Raw genomic sequence first — 19,106 nt, forward strand, 5'->3', positions numbered from 1 at the left:
GAACAAACGAAGTTCAAACCCTATGACAGCCAGGATGTTGGCTTGGAAGCAGCCATTCATTTAAAGAGTGCGTAACAGCTCACTGGTCGAGGGTTCGGGCACGGAAAATGATCGGGCATAAACGTAGTACCGAAGATATAGACTCAGCAATGAGTGGTAGGGGAGCATTCTAAACTGCGCCGAAGGTGTACTGTGAGGTATGCTGGAGCGTTTAGAAAAGAAAATGTAGGTATAAGTAACGATAAAAGCAGTGAAAAACTGCTTCGCCGAAAGACTAAGGGTTCCTGATCAACGCTAATCGGATCAGGGTTAGTCGGGTCCTAAGGCAAACCCGAAAGGGGTAGTCGATGGAAAGTTGGTTAATATTCCAACACTTGTTATAGTTTCGATGGGGTGACGGAGAAGTGAAAGGCCCGCGAGGCGACGGAAGTCCTCGTTAAAGCGTGTAGGTATATCGATGGTAGGCAAATCCGCCGTTGATGCTGAACGTGATAGTACTCAAAGTCTTCGGACAGCGAGATAGTGGCCCTAAACCTGCTCACGAGAAAAACCTCTAAGGTTAGGCTATAACAACCCGTACCGTAAACCGACACAGGTAGTCGAGATGAGTATTCTAAGGCGCTCGGGTGAGCCGTGGAGAAGGAACTAGGCAAATTAATGCTGTAACTTCGGGATAAAGCATGCCCTCTATGTGAATAGAGGGCCTCAGTAAAATGGTTCAACCAACTGTTTAGCAAAAACATAGGGCCCTGCAAATTCGAAAGAAGACGTATAGAGCCTGATACCTGCCCGGTGCTGGAAGGTTAAGGAAGCTTGTCAGGAGTAATCTGAAGCTTGCGACTGAAGCCCCAGTAAACGGCGGCCGTAACTATAACGGTCCTAAGGTAGCGAAATTCCTTGTCGGGTAAGTTCCGACCTGCACGAATGGTCTAATGAGTTGAACACTGTCTCCTCCACGAGCCCGGTGAAATTGTAGTATCGGTGAAGATGCCGGTTACCCGCCACGGGACGAAAAGACCCCGTGAACCTTCACTACAACTTTGCATTGATTTTGAATAACAGATGTGTAGAATAGTTGGGAGACTTTGAAGCATTGCCGCCAGGTAGTGTGGAGTCGATCGTTGAAATACCAACCTTCTGTTATTTAGAGTCTAACCATAAGGGACATTGCATGGTGGGTAGTTTGACTGGGGTGGTCGCCTCCTAAAGAGTAACGGAGGCTCGCAAAGGTACCCTCAGTACGGTTGGTAATCGTACGTAGAGCGCATTAGTATAAGGGTGCTTGACTGTGAGGCTGACCAGCCGAGCAGGTGCGAAAGCAGGCTAAAGTGATCCGGTGGTTCTGTATGGAAGGGCCATCGCTCAAAGGATAAAAGGTACTCCGGGGATAACAGGCTGATCTCCCCCAAGAGCTCATATCGACGGGGAGGTTTGGCACCTCGATGTCGGCTCGTCACATCCTGGGGCTGGAGAAGGTCCCAAGGGTTGGGCTGTTCGCCCATTAAAGTGGCACGTGAACTGGGTTCAGAACGTCGCAAGACAGTTCGGTCTCTATCTGTGGTGGGCGTTAGTAAATTGCGTAGACATGATCTTAGTACGAGAGGACCGGATCGTATGTACCGCTGGTGTATCAGTTGTGCCGCCAGGTGCAGTGCTGAGTAGCTATGTACGGCAAGGATAAGCGCTGAAAGCATCTAAGCGCGAAACCTTCTACAAGATGAATTTACTTTTAAGTGCCGTCAGAGACTATGACGTTGATAGGCTACAGGTGTAAAGGTGGTAACATCAAAGCCGAGTAGTACTAATTGCACGTAAGCTTTAACTTTATTATTTATCATTTACTTTTATTGTTATTACTTCTACATAGTAGAAGTTGATTTTCCTGATATGTCGATCTTATTATAAGTCTTAGAACACGGACTTAAAGACCTTATGGTGGTTTTGCCGAGGGTGTTCACCTCTTCCCATTCCGAACAGAGCAGTTAAGCCCCTCATGGCCGATGGTACTACAATTGTGGGAGAGTAGGTAGCCGCCATATTTATTTTATAAGCCTCTGACTAATACTAGTCAGAGGCTTTTTTTATGCCAAGAACTTTGATCAAACTGTTTAGCCCTATATTGCAACAATGGATCCTATAATTAGAAATGCAATGAAGGAAGATGCTGATGCTGATGCTATTGCAAAATTGTCTGCACAGCTAGGTTATACTATAGATAGTCGTCAAACTAATGACTTGCTTACTTTGCTTTTACGTAGTGAGGAAAATACAGTGTTGGTAGCAACAAATGATGACAACGTAATAGCTTGGGCTCAAGTTTCGTATATAGTAAGGGTAGAAAGTGGATGCTTTTGTGAGTTAGTAGGTTTAGTTGTTGATGAGCATTTCAGAGGTAATGGTATTGGCGAGAAGTTATTAGAAGAAGCTACATTATGGAGTATAGCAAAAGGGTGTAAAAAACTTAGAGTAAGGAGTAATAATATAAGAAGATCAGCAGCTGCCTTCTACAAAAAAATGGGTTTTAGCATAACTAAAACCCAGAATGTATTTGATAAGAATATATGATACCTATTGTTTCTTTCTAAAGTCCCCACGTTTCCATGCTTCAAAGAATTCACCCCATGCTAGCGGGCTAAATAAATTGCTAGCAGGCTGTTGCCCATAGTACACCGCTTTTTGAGCTTGAATATTCTGGTAGTTGCTTTGATTTTCTGCACCATCTCTAGGTACGGTGTATGCTAGTGCTCTTAGCATTAGAGCATTGGTGTTTTTACGTGCAATTTCATATTTATCGTCAGGCACATTCCAGTGTTTAAACGCGTAGGCAAATTGCTCTCTGGTAGGTAAAGCTCTAATGATAGTTTCCGGTAGATAGAATGTGTCTTGAACCATTAACTGAACTAAAGAGAAGTAATGGCCTTCGATATTAGTAGGTACTACAAATTCTTTCGTGCGAAAACCTATTTCTGAAAATTGAAGTGTGTCTCCTTTGTTCACAACAATAGAGAATACACCAAGTTCATTTGATACAACTCCTCTATTGTGGTCTTTTACTAGAATAACAACGCCAGGAACAGCTCTTAGGCTGTCTGCCGTCATAGTAATACCGTTGATCTGTATAATATTCTCTTCTCTATTCTGAGCAATAGCTGTACTAGCTAATAGAATAGAGAGTAAGCAAGTAATCCAAGTTTTCATTTGCATTAAACCAAAGTTACAATCTTTTGCATTTAATTCTATCTACTATCAATATTGATAATAAAACTATTTAAAAAGCATTATGATATTAGTTCACAAAGAAAGCAGCTATGTGTTACTTTTGCTGTTAAATATATCTTGTTTAACAAAGGTTTAGTATGATAACAGAAGAAGCAGTATTGAAAGCATTGAGCAATGTAGATGATCCCGATCTAGGTAAAGACCTAGTGACGCTTAACATGATCAAAGATATTGCTATAGATGGGAATAATGTGTCTTTCACGGTAGAGCTAACCACGCCGGCATGTCCTATGAAGGAGATGATTGAGAATGCATGTATTAATGCGATCAAACATTTAGTGAGTCAAGATGCTGTAGTAGAGGTGAACATGTCTTCTCAAGTAAATAGTAACAGAAAAGATAACAAAGCGTTCTTGCCAGAGGTGAAAAATATCATTGCCGTTGCTTCAGGTAAGGGTGGTGTTGGTAAATCTACAGTTTCTGTAAACTTGGCCTTGGCATTAGCTCAGGAAGGAGCTAAGGTTGGTTTGTTAGATGCTGATATATATGGCCCCTCAATTCCTATAATGTTGGGTATACGTGATGAGCGACCTAAGATGACGCAAATTGGTGAGAAAGGCATGATAGTACCTATTGAGAAATATGGTATTAAAGCAATGTCGATAGGTCTTTTGGTAGATGAAAAGCAAGCTGTAGTATGGAGAGGTCCTATGGCTAGCTCTGCAATAAAACAATTTATCACAGACGTGTACTGGGGTGATCTAGATTATTTGATCATTGACTTACCTCCGGGAACTGGTGATGTTCACCTTACAATGGTACAGTCTGTCCCAGTTACAGGTTCAGTAGTAGTATCTACGCCACAGCCCGTAGCTGCTGCAGATGCCAAGAAGGCTATCATGATGTTTAAGCAACCTCAAATAAATATTCCAATAGTAGGAATGGTTGAGAATATGGCTTACTTCACGCCGGAAGAATTACCTGAAAATAAATACTACATTTTCGGTAAAGGTGGGGCAAAGAAAATGTCAGAACAGTTTGAGTTGCCTTATTTGGGAGAAGTGCCTATTGTACAAGGTATACGTGAAGGAGGAGATAGTGGATTGCCAGTTGTATTAGAGAACGATAGCCCTGTTCGTCCAATCTTTTTGGAACTAGCCAGAAAAGTAGCTCAGAATATATCTATCAGAAATGCGGACTTAGAACCAACTAAGGTAGTGCAGATGGAAGGGTAGTAAAGTATAATAATTAAGTTAATAAAAGCCGAGCATTGCTCGGCTTTTTGTTTTTCTTTGTAAGAGAGTTAGAACCTTTGCAGCACTAATAAGAAAAAACTAAAAATGCCTACAATCGTTATAAAACGTTCCAGTGAATATGTTAATAAGCTAAGAGCTATTGATATCTATATGGACGGTAAAAAGCTAGGAAATATCACAGATGGAGAGGAGCAAACTTTTGAAGTGCCATCTGGAGAACATAGGCTAAAAGCAAAGATAGATTGGTGTGGTAGCCCAGAGTTAAGCATTAAGTTAGCAGATGGAGAGGCTCAACTTTTTCAGTTAAGTAGTTTTCAGAAAATACAGCGCTTTATTATGCTCTTATTTGTATTGGGTGCAGCATTACTGGTTACGCATGTGTTTGTTCGTAATGTACTCTTGATGAATGTTGCAGTAGGATTATTTGCAACTTCTTTATTATCTATAGCATATATGCTTACCCTTAATAGAAATAGGTATTTAACCTTGAAAAAATTAGATGATAATTAATCTCTCTTGTTTTGAATCATGAATTTAGAGATGGTAATACCTATCACAAAGATGTTGTAGAAGTAACCTACTATACCTAACAACATACTTGCTCTCCTTGCAGTATCTGTAATAGGAAGTATATCGCCATAGCCAATGGTAAGAATGGATACAAAACTATAGTAGATGAGATCTTGGAAGGTTTGCTCAAAGTTGGCATTACTTATTCCTGAGAAAGACCCTGGCGCCGTAACTTCAATAATAGTAAGTAGGAAGCTGCCAAGCATAGCCAGCATAATAAACCCCCCAAAGGAGCCAGCTACCATATTGAAGTCAATTCTTCTTGCTAAAAGAATTTGTCTAAATACTTCACCCGTCATGATGACGAAATAGGCAAAATAGGTAATATCTGAAATTAAAGTGGCTGTTCTGGAACTTGCAGAAGCTAGTTTTAGCGCCTCAAATAGAAGTAATAAGAAAACAACCGCAATAATCACACGGTACATTATCCTATTATGGTTTCTAAATAATATCAGACCTGTAAAGGTGAATTGCAATAAGAATATAGGTTGAAGGTATACGGCAAAAGCTTTAGGTATGAATAAAGACCCAAAGAGTAATGTCAACAAGCTGACCAAAAGATGGATGAATCTTTTGTTATACCTGTTCTTTGTAATATCGGCAATATGTGGCGGATGTTTGATGTCCATATAGTTATGAATATAAAAATAGTGTAGTCTAGTTAAAGAGGCAAGGTATAAATCCAATATACCACTTGCATATAGCTACATCATTCTATACGTATTTATACGTATAGAAAAATACCTTAATTAGTGTATGGCGTCTGTTATCTACCCGCAATACTTTTACATAAAAAATATACACTTATGAAAAAGTTAGTTTACACAATCATGTTACTTACTATGACTACAACAGTCTTTGCACAGATGCCGACACTGTTGTTAGATATAGATGGTAATGCACCCAATCTCCTTAGTGATAAAACAGGGGTTCATAATGTAAAAAATAATAATGGTGTTTACGCTGACAATGGAACTATTGTATTTCCTACCAGTAGTGATAAGTATTTATATATTGACTCTATAGGAAATAAAATAGATATGAATCAAAACTGGATATTTGAATGCAAGCTTAAGGTTACCGATAGTACGGATGAGGTGGCAATCATTGATTTTAGAAGTACAAGCACTACAGGAAATATGTATTTTAACTATAACCGTTATGGACAAGGGCTGCATTTTAGCGATCGTGCTATCAATGGTGAAAAAGGTGCATTGATCGCAGATTCTACGTTATTACCTCAGAATGTATGGGTTGATTTAAAATTAGAATTTTTGAATGATACTTTACGATTGTATAGAAATAGCGTAATGGTAAAAGATACAGTAATAACGGCAACACTTAGTTTGAGTGCAAGAACTACAATAGGTTATAGTGAAGACAGACGTACAGCTCATGATACTTTTTATATGGATGACATAAAGTTTAGGGCGATTGATACAACAACGTTAGGGATAAAAAGTGTTGTACAGCGCCAAGTACAAATAGTGCCTAACCCTGCTAGCGATAAGATAATACTGACAACGAATGAAAAAATATCAAGAGTAGATATTTATGATGTAGCAGGTAGGTTAGTTACAAGTGCTTTTGTTGAACAAAATAAAGTAAATATAGCTCATATAGAGAGTGGTATGTACTATTTGAAAGCATACGGAGATAAACAACAATTTTATCAAGCACGGTTTTATAAACAGTAGGATATTATTTTTATTCGTTATGGCCTCAGCTTGTCTGGGGCTTTTTTGATGGTATCATCAATGCAATTAATATTACAAGTGCCGCACCTATTAGGTTGAGCCATAGGAAAGATACTAGATCCATAGCGTATATAATAATAACAAGTAGCTCTGCTAGTATTGCGGCATAAAATATTGCTCGTCCAGCAACACGTTTTATATAAAAAGCCACAAGAAATATACCTAATATAGTACCATAAAATAAGGACCCTAATACATTAACTGCTTCTATTAGCGAACCCATTTGTGTAGCAAACATGGCAACAGCAATACTAAACAGTCCCCAAAATAAAGTGTGAAGACGACCTAGTTGTACTTGCTTTTTCTCGCTTAGTTCTTCTTTGTTGTTGAGCAAATGAATATCTATTAAAGAAGAAGAGGCTAAGGAGTTGAGTGCTGCAGATATACTACCCCAAGAAGCTAAGAAGATAATAGCAAACAATAGGCCAACTAATCCTTTAGGTAGATTGTTTTTGACAAAGTATAGAAAGATATAATTGGTATCTCCGTTGTCTGCTGTTGGGGCAGCACGGTTGATGTGTTGACGTACCGAATCTCTAAGAACTGCAATCTCTTTTTGAGTGTGTTTAAATTCAGATACCAAAGCAGCATTGTTATTTCTATTGTGTGCAATAGCTATTGCCTGATCTTGATATTTAGTATGTAGTTGACCGTATCGGGATTCAATTTGAGTTACCGTATTTGGCTCTTTTTCTTTAAGCGAGTTATAAGCTTGTTGATTGAAATATACAGGTGCAGGCTGAAAAGTATAAAAAGCAAAAAGTAGCGCTCCTATTAACAGTATGGAAAATTGCATCGGTATTTTTACCATGCCGTTCATGAGTAAACCCATGCGGCTTTGTTTTAAGTTTTTACCTGTTATATATCGGCCTACTTGACTTTGGTCGGTACCAAAATAGGATAAGGCTAAAAAGAAGCCACCTATAATACCACTCCAAATATTGTATTTGTCATCCCAGCTAAAGTCGGTAGTAATTACATTCAATTTGCCTGATTTTCCTGCTACATAAAGTGCATCACTCATACTTAATCCCTCAGGCAACTGATAAACCACAAGAAAGCCTGCAATAGCCATAGAGGATAGGATGATGAGGAATTGTAGCTTTTGTGTATGAGCTACTGCTTTAGCACCACCACTATAGGTATATACTAATAAAAGACCACCCATTATGGCATTGGTCATATAGATGTTCCAACCCATTATAGAAGAGAGTATAATGGATGGTGCATAAATACTGATACCGGTAGATAAACCTCTGGAAACCAGAAAGAGTATGGAAGTGAGCACTCTTGTCTTTCTATCAAAACGACCTTCCAGATATTCATAAGCGGTGTATACATTCAGTTTTCTGAAAATGGGAATGAAGGTGACACTAATCACAATCATGGCTATTGGCAAACCAAAATAGTACTGCACAAAACGCATACCATCTGTATAAGCTTGACCTGGCGCGGAAATAAAGGTGATAGCACTGGCCTGTGTAGCCATTATACCCAGTAGTACAATATACCAAGGCATGTTTTTATCAGCCAACAAGTAAGAGGCCGAACCATGAAGATTACGACTCTTCCATACACCATAAAAAATGATGCCTGCTAGTGTTACTAATAAAATGACCCAGTCTAGTGTACTCATGCCCAGTGTTGTGTGAACCAATAGTACAATGCAATTTGCAGTAGCAGTATGCTAATTACTGCTATATACCAGCTACTCCATTTTTGTTTTGGTTCGGTGTTCATTTTCTGCCCTTAACGTTGAATAAATTAACTTAATTAGTATGACAAAGGATTTTATAGCCGCCACCATTAGCTGTATATGAGCTATAATATGTTACACTATCATTTTTGTAATAGTAGTAAAGCATTCTTTCATGTCTAAATCCTATATGAATAGAATATAAAAGTCTATAACTAGTATCAGTTTTGTATATGGTGCCTCCGAATCCGCTTGTTTGTTCAGGGATAAAGGTAAGTGTATCTCTACTCAAAAAAACAGTGGAATCGTTAAGTACTATTACTTCCATATTCTGTTGACTGGTGTCGGTTCTAGTTCCACCTTGATTCGGTTCCCAATTACCATAACCCGAATAATAGCAGGTCCAACTTCTCATTCCTTTCATTCTTGAAGTATGTTTTTTGGCATACTCAATAGGTGGTATTGCGTTAGCAGTAGTTATATTTTGAGTTGTAACTGGTGTTATATTTGTTTGATGCTTGCAAGCTCCTATTGCTAATAGTATTATTGTTGTAATAAATAAAGGAGGTATGTGTTTCATAACGTAGATTTAGTTTCCTATGGATAAAAAGTTTAGCAATAAGCGCATAGCTCCTTTATTGCCCGCGGGTAATTGTCTAAAGAAAGATATTGGGGTATAGATATAATGTCCTTTACCATAGCTAGTATATAGAGTGCTTCCTTTTTGGGGCTCTTCACCAGTATCGTTCATGCTAAAAAGTGGTGTGTAATGATTATCCCATTCGCTAGCAAAGTATAGACCACGCTCTTGCACCCAGTTATCAAAGTCTACTTCTGTTATTTTATTGGGGTAGTTCAATAATTTATGGTTCTTATCTAAGATGGTCACTTTTGCATCTTCCTCTGTAACACGATTGTAAGATAAAGTGATCGGGTATGGTCCTATCTCTTTTGTGTTCAGGCGATGAGCAGTATTGTATTGCATTACTACAGTGCCGCCTTCGTTAGCGTATCTTAATAGTTCTGGCATCCATAGAGGAGCTTCTTCTTTTACATTGATAGCTCGTATACCTACCATTACGGCATCATAGTTTTTTAAATTGTTCACTGTGATGTCACTCGGCTTTAGAATGTCAACTTCTAGCCCTGCAAATCGTAGTATTTCGCTAACATTATCACCAGCACCTTCTATATAGCCTATTCGCTTAGCTTTACATGCCCAGTTCTTACGAAGTACTTTTACCTGTGGTTGGCTATAAAACTGTAAGGTAGGTAGGTGTTCGTACTTTATGGTGTGTTGTGTTTTATTGTAATGCAGCGTGGCTGCTGTAACTCCAGCATTGAGATAAAAGTCGCCTTCCGGCATTTGGGCTACTTCCTCAGCTGATAGTTTTACATTTATGGTAGTGTCTTTACCTGCAGCCAAATTGAAAGGGCCTGATATTTTTTGTACTGCCCTATTATAAATAACAAGGTCGCCATTTTTTATCTCCTTAGCGGCGTGTATATGTATTTTAGCATCCAGTGTGCCGTCAGTATTAGTTGCTAATAGGTCTGAAACAAAATCTAAAGTGATATAAGGTACTACTCTTAGTTGTTCTACAACATCTCCATGAGTAGCGTCTAATGTTTTATAAGATAATGGAACAAGAACCTCAAATTCCTCTTTATCTATTTTTATTTTCAGCGTTGCAGTAAGCGGGTTGATCGTTTTAGGTAATCCCATTTGCTTATAGACAGGTGCGGGGTAATGATCTGTCATCCTGCCTGTTGAACTTAGCCAGTAAGGTTCTGTATAAGGAGCATCTTGAGGAATGGTGATATTTCTTGTGTAGCTAATTAGTTCATCGTTACTCAATTTACTATTTATAGTGCTATCTCCATTGGGGAATGATGCGCTTATTAAATTAACAGTTGTACTGCTTCTTGCAATTATATTTAGTGTGAAAGGTAGTGTTGCTCCTTGAATTGTTTCAGGAGTGTTCGTATAAAGCTCGGCCATAAAGCCAGCACAGTGAAGTATTATATCGTCAACTTCTTGTAGCTTACGTGCTCTCCAAAAAATGTCTTTCAAGCCCTTTATCTCTTTTCTTAATTGTAATAGTTGAGGAAGAATGGCATCAGGTTTATTGAAATTATAGTCTTTGATAATAGTTGCTATCTTATTGCCAATATCTTTTCTATTTACCCTTCCCCAAGTTGTGTCTATGCCTTCAAATAGAGATGATGTAAAAGGCTGCCCATCAACCAATGCAAAATATTCAGTTTGTACACCAGGCACACTCCTTGTGCCTGCCCCTTGGCTGCGGTGTATGCTACGGCTTATACCTGCAAGCTCTCCATAACCCATGCCTAATAGAGGATTGTATTGACCAACATCTATTTTATTATGTTCTTCGCTAGTTGTATTTCTACTGCCAAAACGATAAGAGTTGAATAAGATCCGTTTTGGTTTCCACAACTCTACTTGCTCCAATTGTTGTGGATATGCTTTGGGGTCAGCTACCACTTTATATGCTTCTGCTGCTAATATAGCAGAGGCAGCATGCTGCCCATGTCCCGCTTGTTCATTTGGAGGAAAACGACAAATAACTACATCAGGACGGTACTTGCGCATTACCCAAACTACATCGTGTGTAAGTGAGTCTTTATTCCAATGATTAAATGTTTCTTCTGCTGTTTTAGAATATCCAAAATCTATAGCTCTGGTGAAAAACTGTTCAGCGCCATCTAGCTTACGTGCTTCTAAAAGTTCATGAGTACGTATAAGCCCTAATGATGGACCTAAATGTGGGCCAAGTATATTTTGTCCACCATCCCCTCTAGTTAGCGAGAGGTAGGCAGTACGTATATGTCTGTCATTTACTAGCCAAGTGAGCATCCTTGTGTTTTCATCATCGGGGTGTGCCGCAACATACAACACACTAGTCAAATTGTTGAGCTGATGTAACTCATGATATATTTGCGACGAGGTAGCAGGACGTACTTGCTGTGCTTCTGCGGTTAGTGATATAGATAGAAGGATAAATACAGGAAGAAATATCTTATTCATAATTGCTCTTAAAAATACACCCACAGTGTTTTGCTGTGGGTGTGAATATAAACTATTATAGTTTTTTTATTATTTGAACGAGTTAATGATCAATTCATTATTACGTTTTTGTTCTGCTTCGTAAGCACTGCCTTTTGATAGCTCCATAGCTTTGTTGGCTGCGTCAATAGCAATAGCTTTTTCGCCCATTTCTTTAGCGATCTTAGCCTTTAGGTGTTGTATCCAAAATGCCTTAGGGTTTTCTTCAATAGCTTTATCTGCATATTTCAGCGCATCTTTAAGATTTTGCCCTGTTTGCAGATAATAGTTAGCCGCTTGATAGTAAGGTATAGACGGGTTTTCTACAGCCTTAGTGATATCCTTTTGGATACGCTCTTCATTGTTTGCTTTAACTGGCACGACCACTTTAGTGTTTTCCCACTTTAAAACTATATTACAAGTAGTGTAAGTGATATCACTAATAGTGATGGTAAAAGTTTCGATCTTATTGTTGATCTTTTTAGGAGTTACGTTGAAACGAACTACATCATCTTCTTTATTGTATCCACCAGTTCCCCAGTTATTTACGCCTTTGTTTAAAATGATTTCCCAGCTTTTTTCTCCCGGTACAGTATATAAAGCATAACTGCCAGCTTTTACATCAGTGCCGCCTAGCACTACGTCTTCACCAAAAGTTACTTTAGTCGCAGCATTAGCACCAGTACGCCATAACTCACCATAAGCTACTAACTGACCAAAAGCCTTACGTCCACGTAATGACGGGCGGCTATAAGCAATTTCAATTTCTGATACAGAAAAAGATTGAGAGATCTTTGCAGTCGGGCTAAGTGCCGGAAGTTTTAAACCTTGTGCAAAGGTCATAGATATTGTACTAAGTACTAATGCACAAATAAGTGAAACTTGTTTCATATATGATTCTTTGAATAGTTAAGTTGCTCAAAAATAGGGGGCATTCTTGTAGGTACAAAATATACTTTATCTATAGGGGTAAAAGAGATGCATTGTTTCTTGTTGAATACTAGTACAATATGTAGTTTGGCGGCAAATCTTAAAAATGACTAATAAAGTAAACCTAGCGATACAGATATTACCCTTACAGATGAATAAAGAAGATACCTATGGGTGCATAGATGCTGCTATTGCAAAAGTAGCTGCTTCAGGAATGAAATATGTGGTATGCCCATTTGAGACGGTAATAGAAGGAGAGTATAATGCTGTTATGCAATTGGCCAATGAGATGCAGGAAGCCTGCTATAACAACGGTGCTAAAGAATTACTGGTGAATATGAAACTGCATAGAAATGTAGAAAAAGACATGGCTATTGAGGATAAGGTAGGCAAGTATAAATAATGCTATTAAATTTGCAGCCAATATTAGTGTTATGAATCGTGCATCCCTAGTTAAAGCAATCAAAGAGAAAAAATCAGTACTCTGTGTTGGTTTGGATACAGACTTGAATAAAATACCTAAACATTTATTAGAGGAAGATGATCCCGTGTTCGCCTTTAATAAGGCAATAATTGATGCAACGAAGGAGTATACTGTAGCCTATAAAATAAATACTGCATTCTACGAAGCGCAAGGTATTAAAGGATGGGAGAGCATGGCTAAGACGCTAGACTACATACCTGACAATATATTTACTATTGCTGATGCAAAACGTGGAGATATAGGTAATACTGCTGAACAGTATGCTAAAACCTTTTTTGAAACATATCCGTTCGATAGTGTTACAGTAGCTCCATATATGGGAGAAGATAGTGTACAGCCTTTCATGAAGTTTGAGGGTAAATGGGCAATAGTATTGGGACTTACTTCCAACAAGGGTAGTGCTGATTTTCAATTGCAACAGTCTGGCGATGAACAGTTATATGAGAAAGTACTTAAAACTGTAGCTTCTTGGGGGAGCGACGAAAATACTATGTTCGTAATAGGAGCTACCAGAGAGGACCAGTTACAACATGTACGGTCATTACTGCCTAATCACTTCTTTTTGGTGCCGGGTGTAGGTGCACAAGGGGGTACCGTAGCCAATGTATGCGAAAATGCCATGAATGATGATGCTGGGATATTGATAAATGTATCTCGTGGAGTTATCTATGTAAGTGGAGAAAGGGACTTTGCAGAAAAAGCAGGAATAGCGGCGGCAGATTACCAACAACAAATGGCAGCATATTTGTAACTTGACCGTAGGAAATAAACACCTACATGAAAGAATCTTTTTTACACGCCGTATGGCGTTACTCTCTATATACACCTACAGCACTCGTTACAGAAGGTGGAGAGCAGGTTACTGTTTTATCTAATGGTCTGTACAATACTAATGCCGGCCCTGATTTTTTAGAAGCTAAGGTCAAGGTTGGAAAAACTGTACTTGTAGGGCATATAGAAATGCATATAAACAGTAGCGACTGGAAAAAGCATAATCACGATAAAGATGAGGCGTATAGCAATGTAATACTTCATGTAGTGTATCATGATGATGCTAAAGATGCTACACCTAATATCCCAGTATTATGTATTGCCCCTTTCATTCCCAAGCTAGTATTAGAGCAATATCATTCCTTAATACAGGCCAACACAAAGCTGCCGTGCTCAAGCCAATTGCCCCAAGTAAAGGATATTACTAAAGAAGCATGGCTGACTAGGTTACTTGCAGAGCGATGGGAAGAGAAACTAAAGACTTGGGAAGAGTTGCTGCAACAATCTGCAGGAGACTGGCGAAGTTTATTGTACTGGCGTTTGGCTGCTAATTTTGGGTTTAAGGTAAACGCGGAACCTTTTTTGGCGTTAGCACAATCAATACCAATAAATATACTGGCTAAGCATGGCGATAACCTGAAACAAATCGAGGCTTTATTATTTGGACAGTCTGGTTTGATCAATGAGGAATCAGAAGATGATTATGCCAAAGCACTGTATCAAGAATATAGTTTTTTACAGAAAAAGTATAAACTTACTCCTTTGCGAGCTTATTCATGGGTGTTTATGAGAATGAGGCCAGCCAACTTTCCTACCGTCCGTATTGCTCAGTTTGCAGTACTCATACATCAATCCATTCCTCTTTTCTCAAAAGTAATTGAGAAGGAAGAGGTAAAACAGATAATGTCTTTGTTTGAATCTACTGCAAGTGAATATTGGGATACGCATTATCGCTTTGGTGAAGAAAGTGCCGTTAAACGAAAGAAAAAATTAGGGAGTAGCTCAATATTGAATATCATTATTAATACTGTAGCTCCTATAAAGTTCTTATACGCTTCTGAGATGGGTACTACTGATGATCAGGAAAAAGCACTCACACTTATAGACAGCTTGCCTGTAGAACAAAATCATATTTTGGATATATGGCAGCAACATAAATGGCTGGCTGCAAATGCTGCACAGTCTCAAGCGCAAATCCAATTATATAATGGCTACTGTAAGCCCAAAAGATGTATTGAATGTGCGATAGGCTTAAGTATTATTAAATCATGACCAGTTGAACTGGACAGTTTTCTTACAGTCGGGATGCAGGCTCTCCAGTACAGGGCAGGTCATAGCTGTATGCTCCAATATTTTTTTCTGTTTATCTGTATACTGTTGATCTTTAGGCATATGTAGTGCTACCTTTATTTCACTGATCCTTCTTGGGTTGGCAGCCATTATTTTTTCAACATCGCAGCTAATGCCATCTACATTCATGTCATGATGGCGAGCAGCAATACCCATCATGGTGCACATACAAGAGGCCAATGCTGTGGCTACGAGGTCGGTAGGAGAGAAGCGCTCGCCCTTACCATTATTATCAATTGGGGCATCTGTTTCTATTGTAGTATTGGAGCGTAAATGGATGGCTGTAGTACGTAATTCGCCTGTATAATCAACTTTGGATGTCATCTGCAATATTTGTCTTAAATTTACTAGATATTGACAATATAAACGAAATACAGGCGCTTTATAAACGTTACGGATTTATATGAATATATTTCATGGCAAGGTTGGTGGGTTGTTTTTAGCTGTTTTAACAGTCTGTACAATAGGTGCGTTTAACAGTAATGCACAAACTATTACTACTGTCAATAATACTAACACCCAAAACTCGCTTCTTGCTAAAAAGAAGATCAAGCCGATAAGAACAGAGTTGAGCGTCGGTATAAGATTGAATACAGATGGTTGGTCTGTATTTGCAGATAAAGGGTGGGTAAAAGGTGCAGGTAGGAAAAGAGATCTTTTTTATGATGTGAATGTTTTTCAAGTAGAACTAGGAGAGCATAAGCATGTCAAAGAAATAAAGAGGACTAATAACCTAGGTACATTCACTTCAGAAGCGGCCAAGCCATTTATATTCGGGAAGCTCAATAATTTTTACAATTTAAAATTAGGCTATGGTAAACGCAAAATGTTGGCAGGCAAGCCTGTTTTAGGTGCTGTAGCTATACATTGGGTGTATCTTGGTGGTATAACCGTAGGTTTTTTAAAGCCTTATTATATAGAAGCTTATGTGGATAAAGACCAAACAGGTGTTTTTACACAAGAAGCGATAAAATATGAGGAGTCTACCAAAGAAGTGTTTTTAAGTAGACCTAATATTATAGGGTCTGCAGGTTTCTCAAAAGGAATAGGGGAGACCAAAATAGTACCTGGTGCGCATGCTAAAACTGCGTTGCACTTTGATTTTGCTGGTACAAGAAAGATGAAATTAGCAATTGAAACAGGTATAAATGCGGAAATATACACGAGTTCCATACCTTTGATGGCAAATCAGAAAGAAGTGCCATATTTTGTAAATATGTACGTTGCCCTACAGTTTGGGAAACGTTGGCCATGATTTGTAATTTTGTAAGATTATGCGAGAGTTGCCAGTAATTAATCAGATAGATACTACTCAAGATACAAGAGTTAAAAAGCCCAATTGGTTACGTGTTAAGCTACCGACGGGTGAAGGTTATAAACATGTGCGCGGTTTGGTAGATAACCATAAACTGCACACTATTTGTGAGAGCGGAAACTGCCCTAATATGGGTGAGTGTTGGGGGGCTGGTACAGCTACCTTTATGATATTAGGCAATATCTGTACACGTTCATGTGGTTTTTGTGCGGTAGCTACGGGCAGACCAGAACCTGTGGATTGGGATGAGCCTCAAAGAGTAGCAGAGGCCATACATCTTATGAAGGTGAAACATGCTGTTATCACCTCAGTAGATAGAGATGAACTAAAAGATGGTGGTTCTATCATATGGGAAAATACTGTTAAAGCTGTACGAGCTTTAAATCCTGATACTACATTAGAAACATTGATCCCTGATTTCAAAGGGCAATGGGAAAACCTACAACGAATAATAGAGGTAGCTCCTGAAGTGGTATCTCATAATGTAGAAACAGTAGAACGCATGACTCGTAAAGTGCGTATACAAGCAAAGTATCGTCGTAGTCTAGAAGTTATCCGTAGATTAAAGGATGGTGGAATGCGTACAAAGAGTGGTATAATGCTAGGTATAGGTGAAGAGAAAGAAGAGGTATTGCAAACATTACAAGACTTGAAAGATAATGGCTGCGATGTAGTAACACTAGGTCAGTATCTACAACCTACACAGAAACACTTGCCAGTAATACGTTTTGTTCATCCAGATGAATTTGCATTTTATAGAGATGAAGGTTATAAAATGGGGTTAGACTATGTAGAAAGCGGTCCACTAGTGCGTTCTTCTTATCACAGTGAAAAGCATGTGATAAGTGGTGAAGGAAGACAAGCATGGGAAGCTGAAAAAGCTATGAGCTCATAATAGCAGGTCTGCTTAGTTAGCAAATATCATACGCTTAGTGTCTATTTTTTCTCCATCTATTACCAAAGTATATAGATACATGCCTGTGGTAAGGTAACCATGGTTGTAAACAGCTTCGTTTACTCCTTTGTTTAGACTTATGTTGAGTCTTTTCACCTCCTTGCCATTTAGGTCTAGTATTGATATATATGCCGACTGGTATTTAATATCTGTGTTTGCTGCTACAGATATTACCGTTTCTCCATCAAAAGGGTTAGGGTGGTTTTGTAGCAATTCAACTATAGGTTGTTGCTCTTTGTGATATGCTACGTTGACACTTGCATATTGCTCTTCTGAAAACAAACTCTCTACTCCATTGCCATCAACGGAAGCAACACTTACTATATAGTTGGATTTAGAAGGTAAAGGAATAGTAGCATAGGTTCCTGTAAAAATATAGACAGAGTCCCAGTCATGTGTGGTGGTTCTTACTCCTACACGATAAACCCCATACTGTTGTTCTGTGGTTATATATATGCCAATATTTGTGCTGCCAAAAGGAGGACTGATGTTAAACTTAGGTGTTCTAGGGCAAATTGCTAACATGGCAGCTGCATTGCCATTGATAATTGCGTTTCTTGCTAAATAGTTGAAGTTTACAAAAAAGCTATCTATAACAAGGTCGTTGTCTGTATCTAGGCCTAATATATCGGTACTGGTATGCTGTCTGTCGTCATAAGAGCTACTGGTTACATTCGCATCCCCATGCTCGTTAGCTGCACAAAGTCTTATGGCAGTAAAACCATTTTGTCTAAACGGTATATGGTCGCCACCACGTCCTGTACGATCTTCTGGGGTTAGTATATTGATGCTCATAGGAACTGGCGTTATTGGTTGTATCATCTCCTTGTATTCCAGCTTCATATAACGAGCAAGTCCTTTATGAGGTGAGTTGAACAAACCGCTGGAGAAAAGCCGAACATTAGTACTGTCGATAGTGCCTGCACCCATACAGCCGGGAGGAGAAGCTGTTTGTCCACAAATTATACCACCAACAACATCGTTGTTTAGTACAGCTTTTATTGGTATCCCCTTTTGTGTGCAGTAGTCAGCAAACGCTTTGGCGCCGTATAGCCCTTGTTCTTCTCCAATGGTCACTAAGAAAACTATTGTATGATTGAAGCTGTATTTACTCATGACACGCGCCAGCTCCATAACCAATGCTGTTCCTGTAGCATTATCTTCCATACCTAAGGCTATGCAGGCAGTGTCGCAAACACCTTCACATCTGCTATCAATATGGCCTTCTATAATGATAATAGACTTATCACTAGTATCCATGCCCGGTAGTACAGCAAATATATTTTTATGGCGGTTTATATTACAAATGCCAGCATCAAACTGTAAATAGGAAGCAATAAGTCGTTGTTCGTTTCTTTGTCCGTATTGTTGAAATCTATTGTGAACCCAAGTACGTGCAGCACCTATTCCTTTACTACTAGATAGGGTGTCAGATCCTGTGTTTCTATTGCCTAGTTGATTGAGTTCTAATAATAAACTCTTTAAAGAGTCTGGAGAAACATCATTGTTTATGCCAGTACTTAAAGCTGTGGGGTGATTTATAACTGTAGAGGCCTTGTAAGAGGCTGGATTATAATTGCCTAGCAGTATTTGTTCTGCTATAGAGTTAGTACTTAGCATATTTGTTTGAGCCAGAGTAGCACCAGTAGCTAAGAACAGCGCTATAAAGAGAGGTAATACCTTATTCATATTATAAAAGCTTTTGGCATAAGATTAAAAATATTAAATATTTT

17 protein-coding genes and 2 rRNA genes (1 of these 19 running past the window's edge) are annotated in these 19,106 nt (G+C 38.7%); 11 read left to right on the plus strand and 8 right to left on the minus strand.

Translation table 11 applies throughout. The features are described from left to right. From R2800_00285 to R2800_00295, 3 genes are all read left to right on the plus strand, one after another. A 23S ribosomal RNA gene (locus R2800_00285) occupies nt 1-1,825 on the plus strand (it extends 1,047 nt beyond the left edge of the window). Nucleotides 1,826-1,931: 106 nt separating this feature from the next. Further along, nucleotides 1,932-2,039 (plus strand): 5S ribosomal RNA (gene rrf, locus R2800_00290). 88 nt (nt 2,040-2,127) lie between these two features. Then, nucleotides 2,128-2,565, plus strand: coding sequence for a GNAT family N-acetyltransferase (locus R2800_00295; protein ID MEZ5015463.1), 438 nt, complete (start codon nt 2,128-2,130; stop codon nt 2,563-2,565). 3 nt (nt 2,566-2,568) lie between these two features. Here the strand turns inward: R2800_00295 and R2800_00300 are convergent, their stop codons facing one another. Continuing rightward, the gene (locus tag R2800_00300; protein ID MEZ5015464.1) at nt 2,569-3,204 is read right to left on the minus strand and encodes a carboxypeptidase-like regulatory domain-containing protein; all 636 of its coding nucleotides are present in this window, start codon (nt 3,202-3,204) and stop codon (nt 2,569-2,571) included. A gap of 152 nt (nt 3,205-3,356) precedes the next feature. Here R2800_00300 and R2800_00305 point away from each other — a divergent pair, with 152 nt between their 5' ends. After that, complete coding sequence (locus R2800_00305) at nt 3,357-4,454, plus strand: Mrp/NBP35 family ATP-binding protein (GenBank protein MEZ5015465.1); 1,098 nt, start codon at nt 3,357-3,359, stop codon at nt 4,452-4,454. A 105-nt stretch (nt 4,455-4,559) separates the two neighbouring features. After that, a complete protein-coding gene (locus tag R2800_00310; GenBank protein MEZ5015466.1) occupies nt 4,560-4,985 on the plus strand; it encodes a hypothetical protein in 426 nt (141 codons plus the stop codon). On the opposite strand, the gene R2800_00315 is transcribed toward R2800_00310, so the two are convergent. Further along, a complete protein-coding gene (locus tag R2800_00315; protein MEZ5015467.1) occupies nt 4,982-5,674 on the minus strand; it encodes a potassium channel family protein in 693 nt (230 codons plus the stop codon). The genes R2800_00310 and R2800_00315 overlap by 4 nt on opposite strands. Nucleotides 5,675-5,851: 177 nt before the next feature. Here R2800_00315 and R2800_00320 point away from each other — a divergent pair, with 177 nt between their 5' ends. After that, complete coding sequence (locus tag R2800_00320; protein MEZ5015468.1) at nt 5,852-6,742, plus strand: T9SS type A sorting domain-containing protein; 891 nt, start codon at nt 5,852-5,854, stop codon at nt 6,740-6,742. 25 nt (nt 6,743-6,767) lie between these two features. Here the strand turns inward: R2800_00320 and R2800_00325 are convergent, their stop codons facing one another. The 4 genes from R2800_00325 to R2800_00340 all read right to left on the minus strand — a co-directional run bounded on the left by R2800_00325 (nt 6,768) and on the right by R2800_00340 (nt 12,459). Beyond that, nucleotides 6,768-8,438: a sodium:solute symporter gene (locus R2800_00325; protein ID MEZ5015469.1), complete on the minus strand. Its 1,671-nt coding sequence runs from the start codon at nt 8,436-8,438 to the stop codon at nt 6,768-6,770. Between the two features lie 133 nt (nt 8,439-8,571). Next, the gene (locus R2800_00330) at nt 8,572-9,078 is read right to left on the minus strand and encodes a hypothetical protein (GenBank protein ID MEZ5015470.1); all 507 of its coding nucleotides are present in this window, start codon (nt 9,076-9,078) and stop codon (nt 8,572-8,574) included. 9 nt (nt 9,079-9,087) lie between these two features. Beyond that, nucleotides 9,088-11,550 carry a PIG-L family deacetylase gene (locus R2800_00335; GenBank protein MEZ5015471.1) on the minus strand — a complete coding sequence of 821 codons (2,463 nt, stop codon included), beginning with the start codon at nt 11,548-11,550 and terminating at the stop codon, nt 9,088-9,090. A gap of 69 nt (nt 11,551-11,619) precedes the next feature. Continuing rightward, the gene (locus tag R2800_00340; protein MEZ5015472.1) at nt 11,620-12,459 is read right to left on the minus strand and encodes a DUF2911 domain-containing protein; all 840 of its coding nucleotides are present in this window, start codon (nt 12,457-12,459) and stop codon (nt 11,620-11,622) included. Between the two features lie 145 nt (nt 12,460-12,604). On the opposite strand from R2800_00340, the gene R2800_00345 reads away from it, so the two are divergent. Genes R2800_00345 through R2800_00355 form a run of 3 tightly spaced genes read left to right on the plus strand, consistent with a single transcriptional unit; the run spans nt 12,605 to nt 15,025 of the window. After that, the gene (locus R2800_00345; GenBank protein ID MEZ5015473.1) at nt 12,605-12,901 is read left to right on the plus strand and encodes a thiamine-binding protein; all 297 of its coding nucleotides are present in this window, start codon (nt 12,605-12,607) and stop codon (nt 12,899-12,901) included. 31 nt (nt 12,902-12,932) lie between these two features. Continuing rightward, nucleotides 12,933-13,733 carry an orotidine-5'-phosphate decarboxylase gene (gene pyrF / locus R2800_00350; protein MEZ5015474.1) on the plus strand — a complete coding sequence of 267 codons (801 nt, stop codon included), beginning with the start codon at nt 12,933-12,935 and terminating at the stop codon, nt 13,731-13,733. A 26-nt stretch (nt 13,734-13,759) separates the two neighbouring features. Then, nucleotides 13,760-15,025 (plus strand): DUF2851 family protein, encoded by a 1,266-nt coding sequence (locus tag R2800_00355; GenBank protein ID MEZ5015475.1) that lies wholly within the window; start codon nt 13,760-13,762, stop codon nt 15,023-15,025. On the opposite strand, the gene R2800_00360 is transcribed toward R2800_00355, so the two are convergent. Next, the gene (locus tag R2800_00360; GenBank protein MEZ5015476.1) at nt 15,020-15,427 is read right to left on the minus strand and encodes an OsmC family protein; all 408 of its coding nucleotides are present in this window, start codon (nt 15,425-15,427) and stop codon (nt 15,020-15,022) included. The genes R2800_00355 and R2800_00360 overlap by 6 nt on opposite strands. A gap of 79 nt (nt 15,428-15,506) precedes the next feature. On the opposite strand from R2800_00360, the gene R2800_00365 reads away from it, so the two are divergent. Both R2800_00365 and lipA read left to right on the plus strand, forming a co-directional pair. Further along, a complete protein-coding gene (locus tag R2800_00365) occupies nt 15,507-16,358 on the plus strand; it encodes a hypothetical protein (protein MEZ5015477.1) in 852 nt (283 codons plus the stop codon). A 19-nt stretch (nt 16,359-16,377) separates the two neighbouring features. Continuing rightward, nucleotides 16,378-17,313 carry a lipoyl synthase gene (gene lipA, locus R2800_00370; protein ID MEZ5015478.1) on the plus strand — a complete coding sequence of 312 codons (936 nt, stop codon included), beginning with the start codon at nt 16,378-16,380 and terminating at the stop codon, nt 17,311-17,313. A gap of 12 nt (nt 17,314-17,325) precedes the next feature. On the opposite strand, the gene R2800_00375 is transcribed toward lipA, so the two are convergent. After that, nucleotides 17,326-19,062, minus strand: coding sequence for a M28 family peptidase (locus R2800_00375; GenBank protein ID MEZ5015479.1), 1,737 nt, complete (start codon nt 19,060-19,062; stop codon nt 17,326-17,328). Nucleotides 19,063-19,106 lie beyond the last annotated feature (44 nt).

The organism is Flavipsychrobacter sp. (genome assembly GCA_041392855.1).
Classification (GTDB): Bacteria; Bacteroidota; Bacteroidia; order Chitinophagales; family Chitinophagaceae; genus UBA5543.

Coding starts and splice junctions, on each gene's coding strand:
- R2800_00295 (MEZ5015463.1), top strand. CDS start 2,128: ATGGATCCTATAATTAGAAATGCAATGAAGGAAGATGCTGATGCTGAT.
- R2800_00315 (MEZ5015467.1), bottom strand. CDS start 5,674: ATGGACATCAAACATCCGCCACATATTGCCGATATTACAAAGAACAGG.
- R2800_00305 (MEZ5015465.1), top strand. CDS start 3,357: ATGATAACAGAAGAAGCAGTATTGAAAGCATTGAGCAATGTAGATGAT.
- R2800_00340 (MEZ5015472.1), bottom strand. CDS start 12,459: ATGAAACAAGTTTCACTTATTTGTGCATTAGTACTTAGTACAATATCT.
- pyrF (MEZ5015474.1), top strand. CDS start 12,933: ATGAATCGTGCATCCCTAGTTAAAGCAATCAAAGAGAAAAAATCAGTA.
- R2800_00360 (MEZ5015476.1), bottom strand. CDS start 15,427: ATGACATCCAAAGTTGATTATACAGGCGAATTACGTACTACAGCCATC.
- R2800_00330 (MEZ5015470.1), bottom strand. CDS start 9,078: ATGAAACACATACCTCCTTTATTTATTACAACAATAATACTATTAGCA.
- R2800_00320 (MEZ5015468.1), top strand. CDS start 5,852: ATGAAAAAGTTAGTTTACACAATCATGTTACTTACTATGACTACAACA.
- R2800_00310 (MEZ5015466.1), top strand. CDS start 4,560: ATGCCTACAATCGTTATAAAACGTTCCAGTGAATATGTTAATAAGCTA.
- R2800_00335 (MEZ5015471.1), bottom strand. CDS start 11,550: ATGAATAAGATATTTCTTCCTGTATTTATCCTTCTATCTATATCACTA.
- R2800_00325 (MEZ5015469.1), bottom strand. CDS start 8,438: ATGAGTACACTAGACTGGGTCATTTTATTAGTAACACTAGCAGGCATC.
- R2800_00300 (MEZ5015464.1), bottom strand. CDS start 3,204: ATGCAAATGAAAACTTGGATTACTTGCTTACTCTCTATTCTATTAGCT.
- R2800_00365 (MEZ5015477.1), top strand. CDS start 15,507: ATGAATATATTTCATGGCAAGGTTGGTGGGTTGTTTTTAGCTGTTTTA.
- R2800_00375 (MEZ5015479.1), bottom strand. CDS start 19,062: ATGAATAAGGTATTACCTCTCTTTATAGCGCTGTTCTTAGCTACTGGT.
- lipA (MEZ5015478.1), top strand. CDS start 16,378: ATGCGAGAGTTGCCAGTAATTAATCAGATAGATACTACTCAAGATACA.
- R2800_00345 (MEZ5015473.1), top strand. CDS start 12,605: ATGACTAATAAAGTAAACCTAGCGATACAGATATTACCCTTACAGATG.
- R2800_00355 (MEZ5015475.1), top strand. CDS start 13,760: ATGAAAGAATCTTTTTTACACGCCGTATGGCGTTACTCTCTATATACA.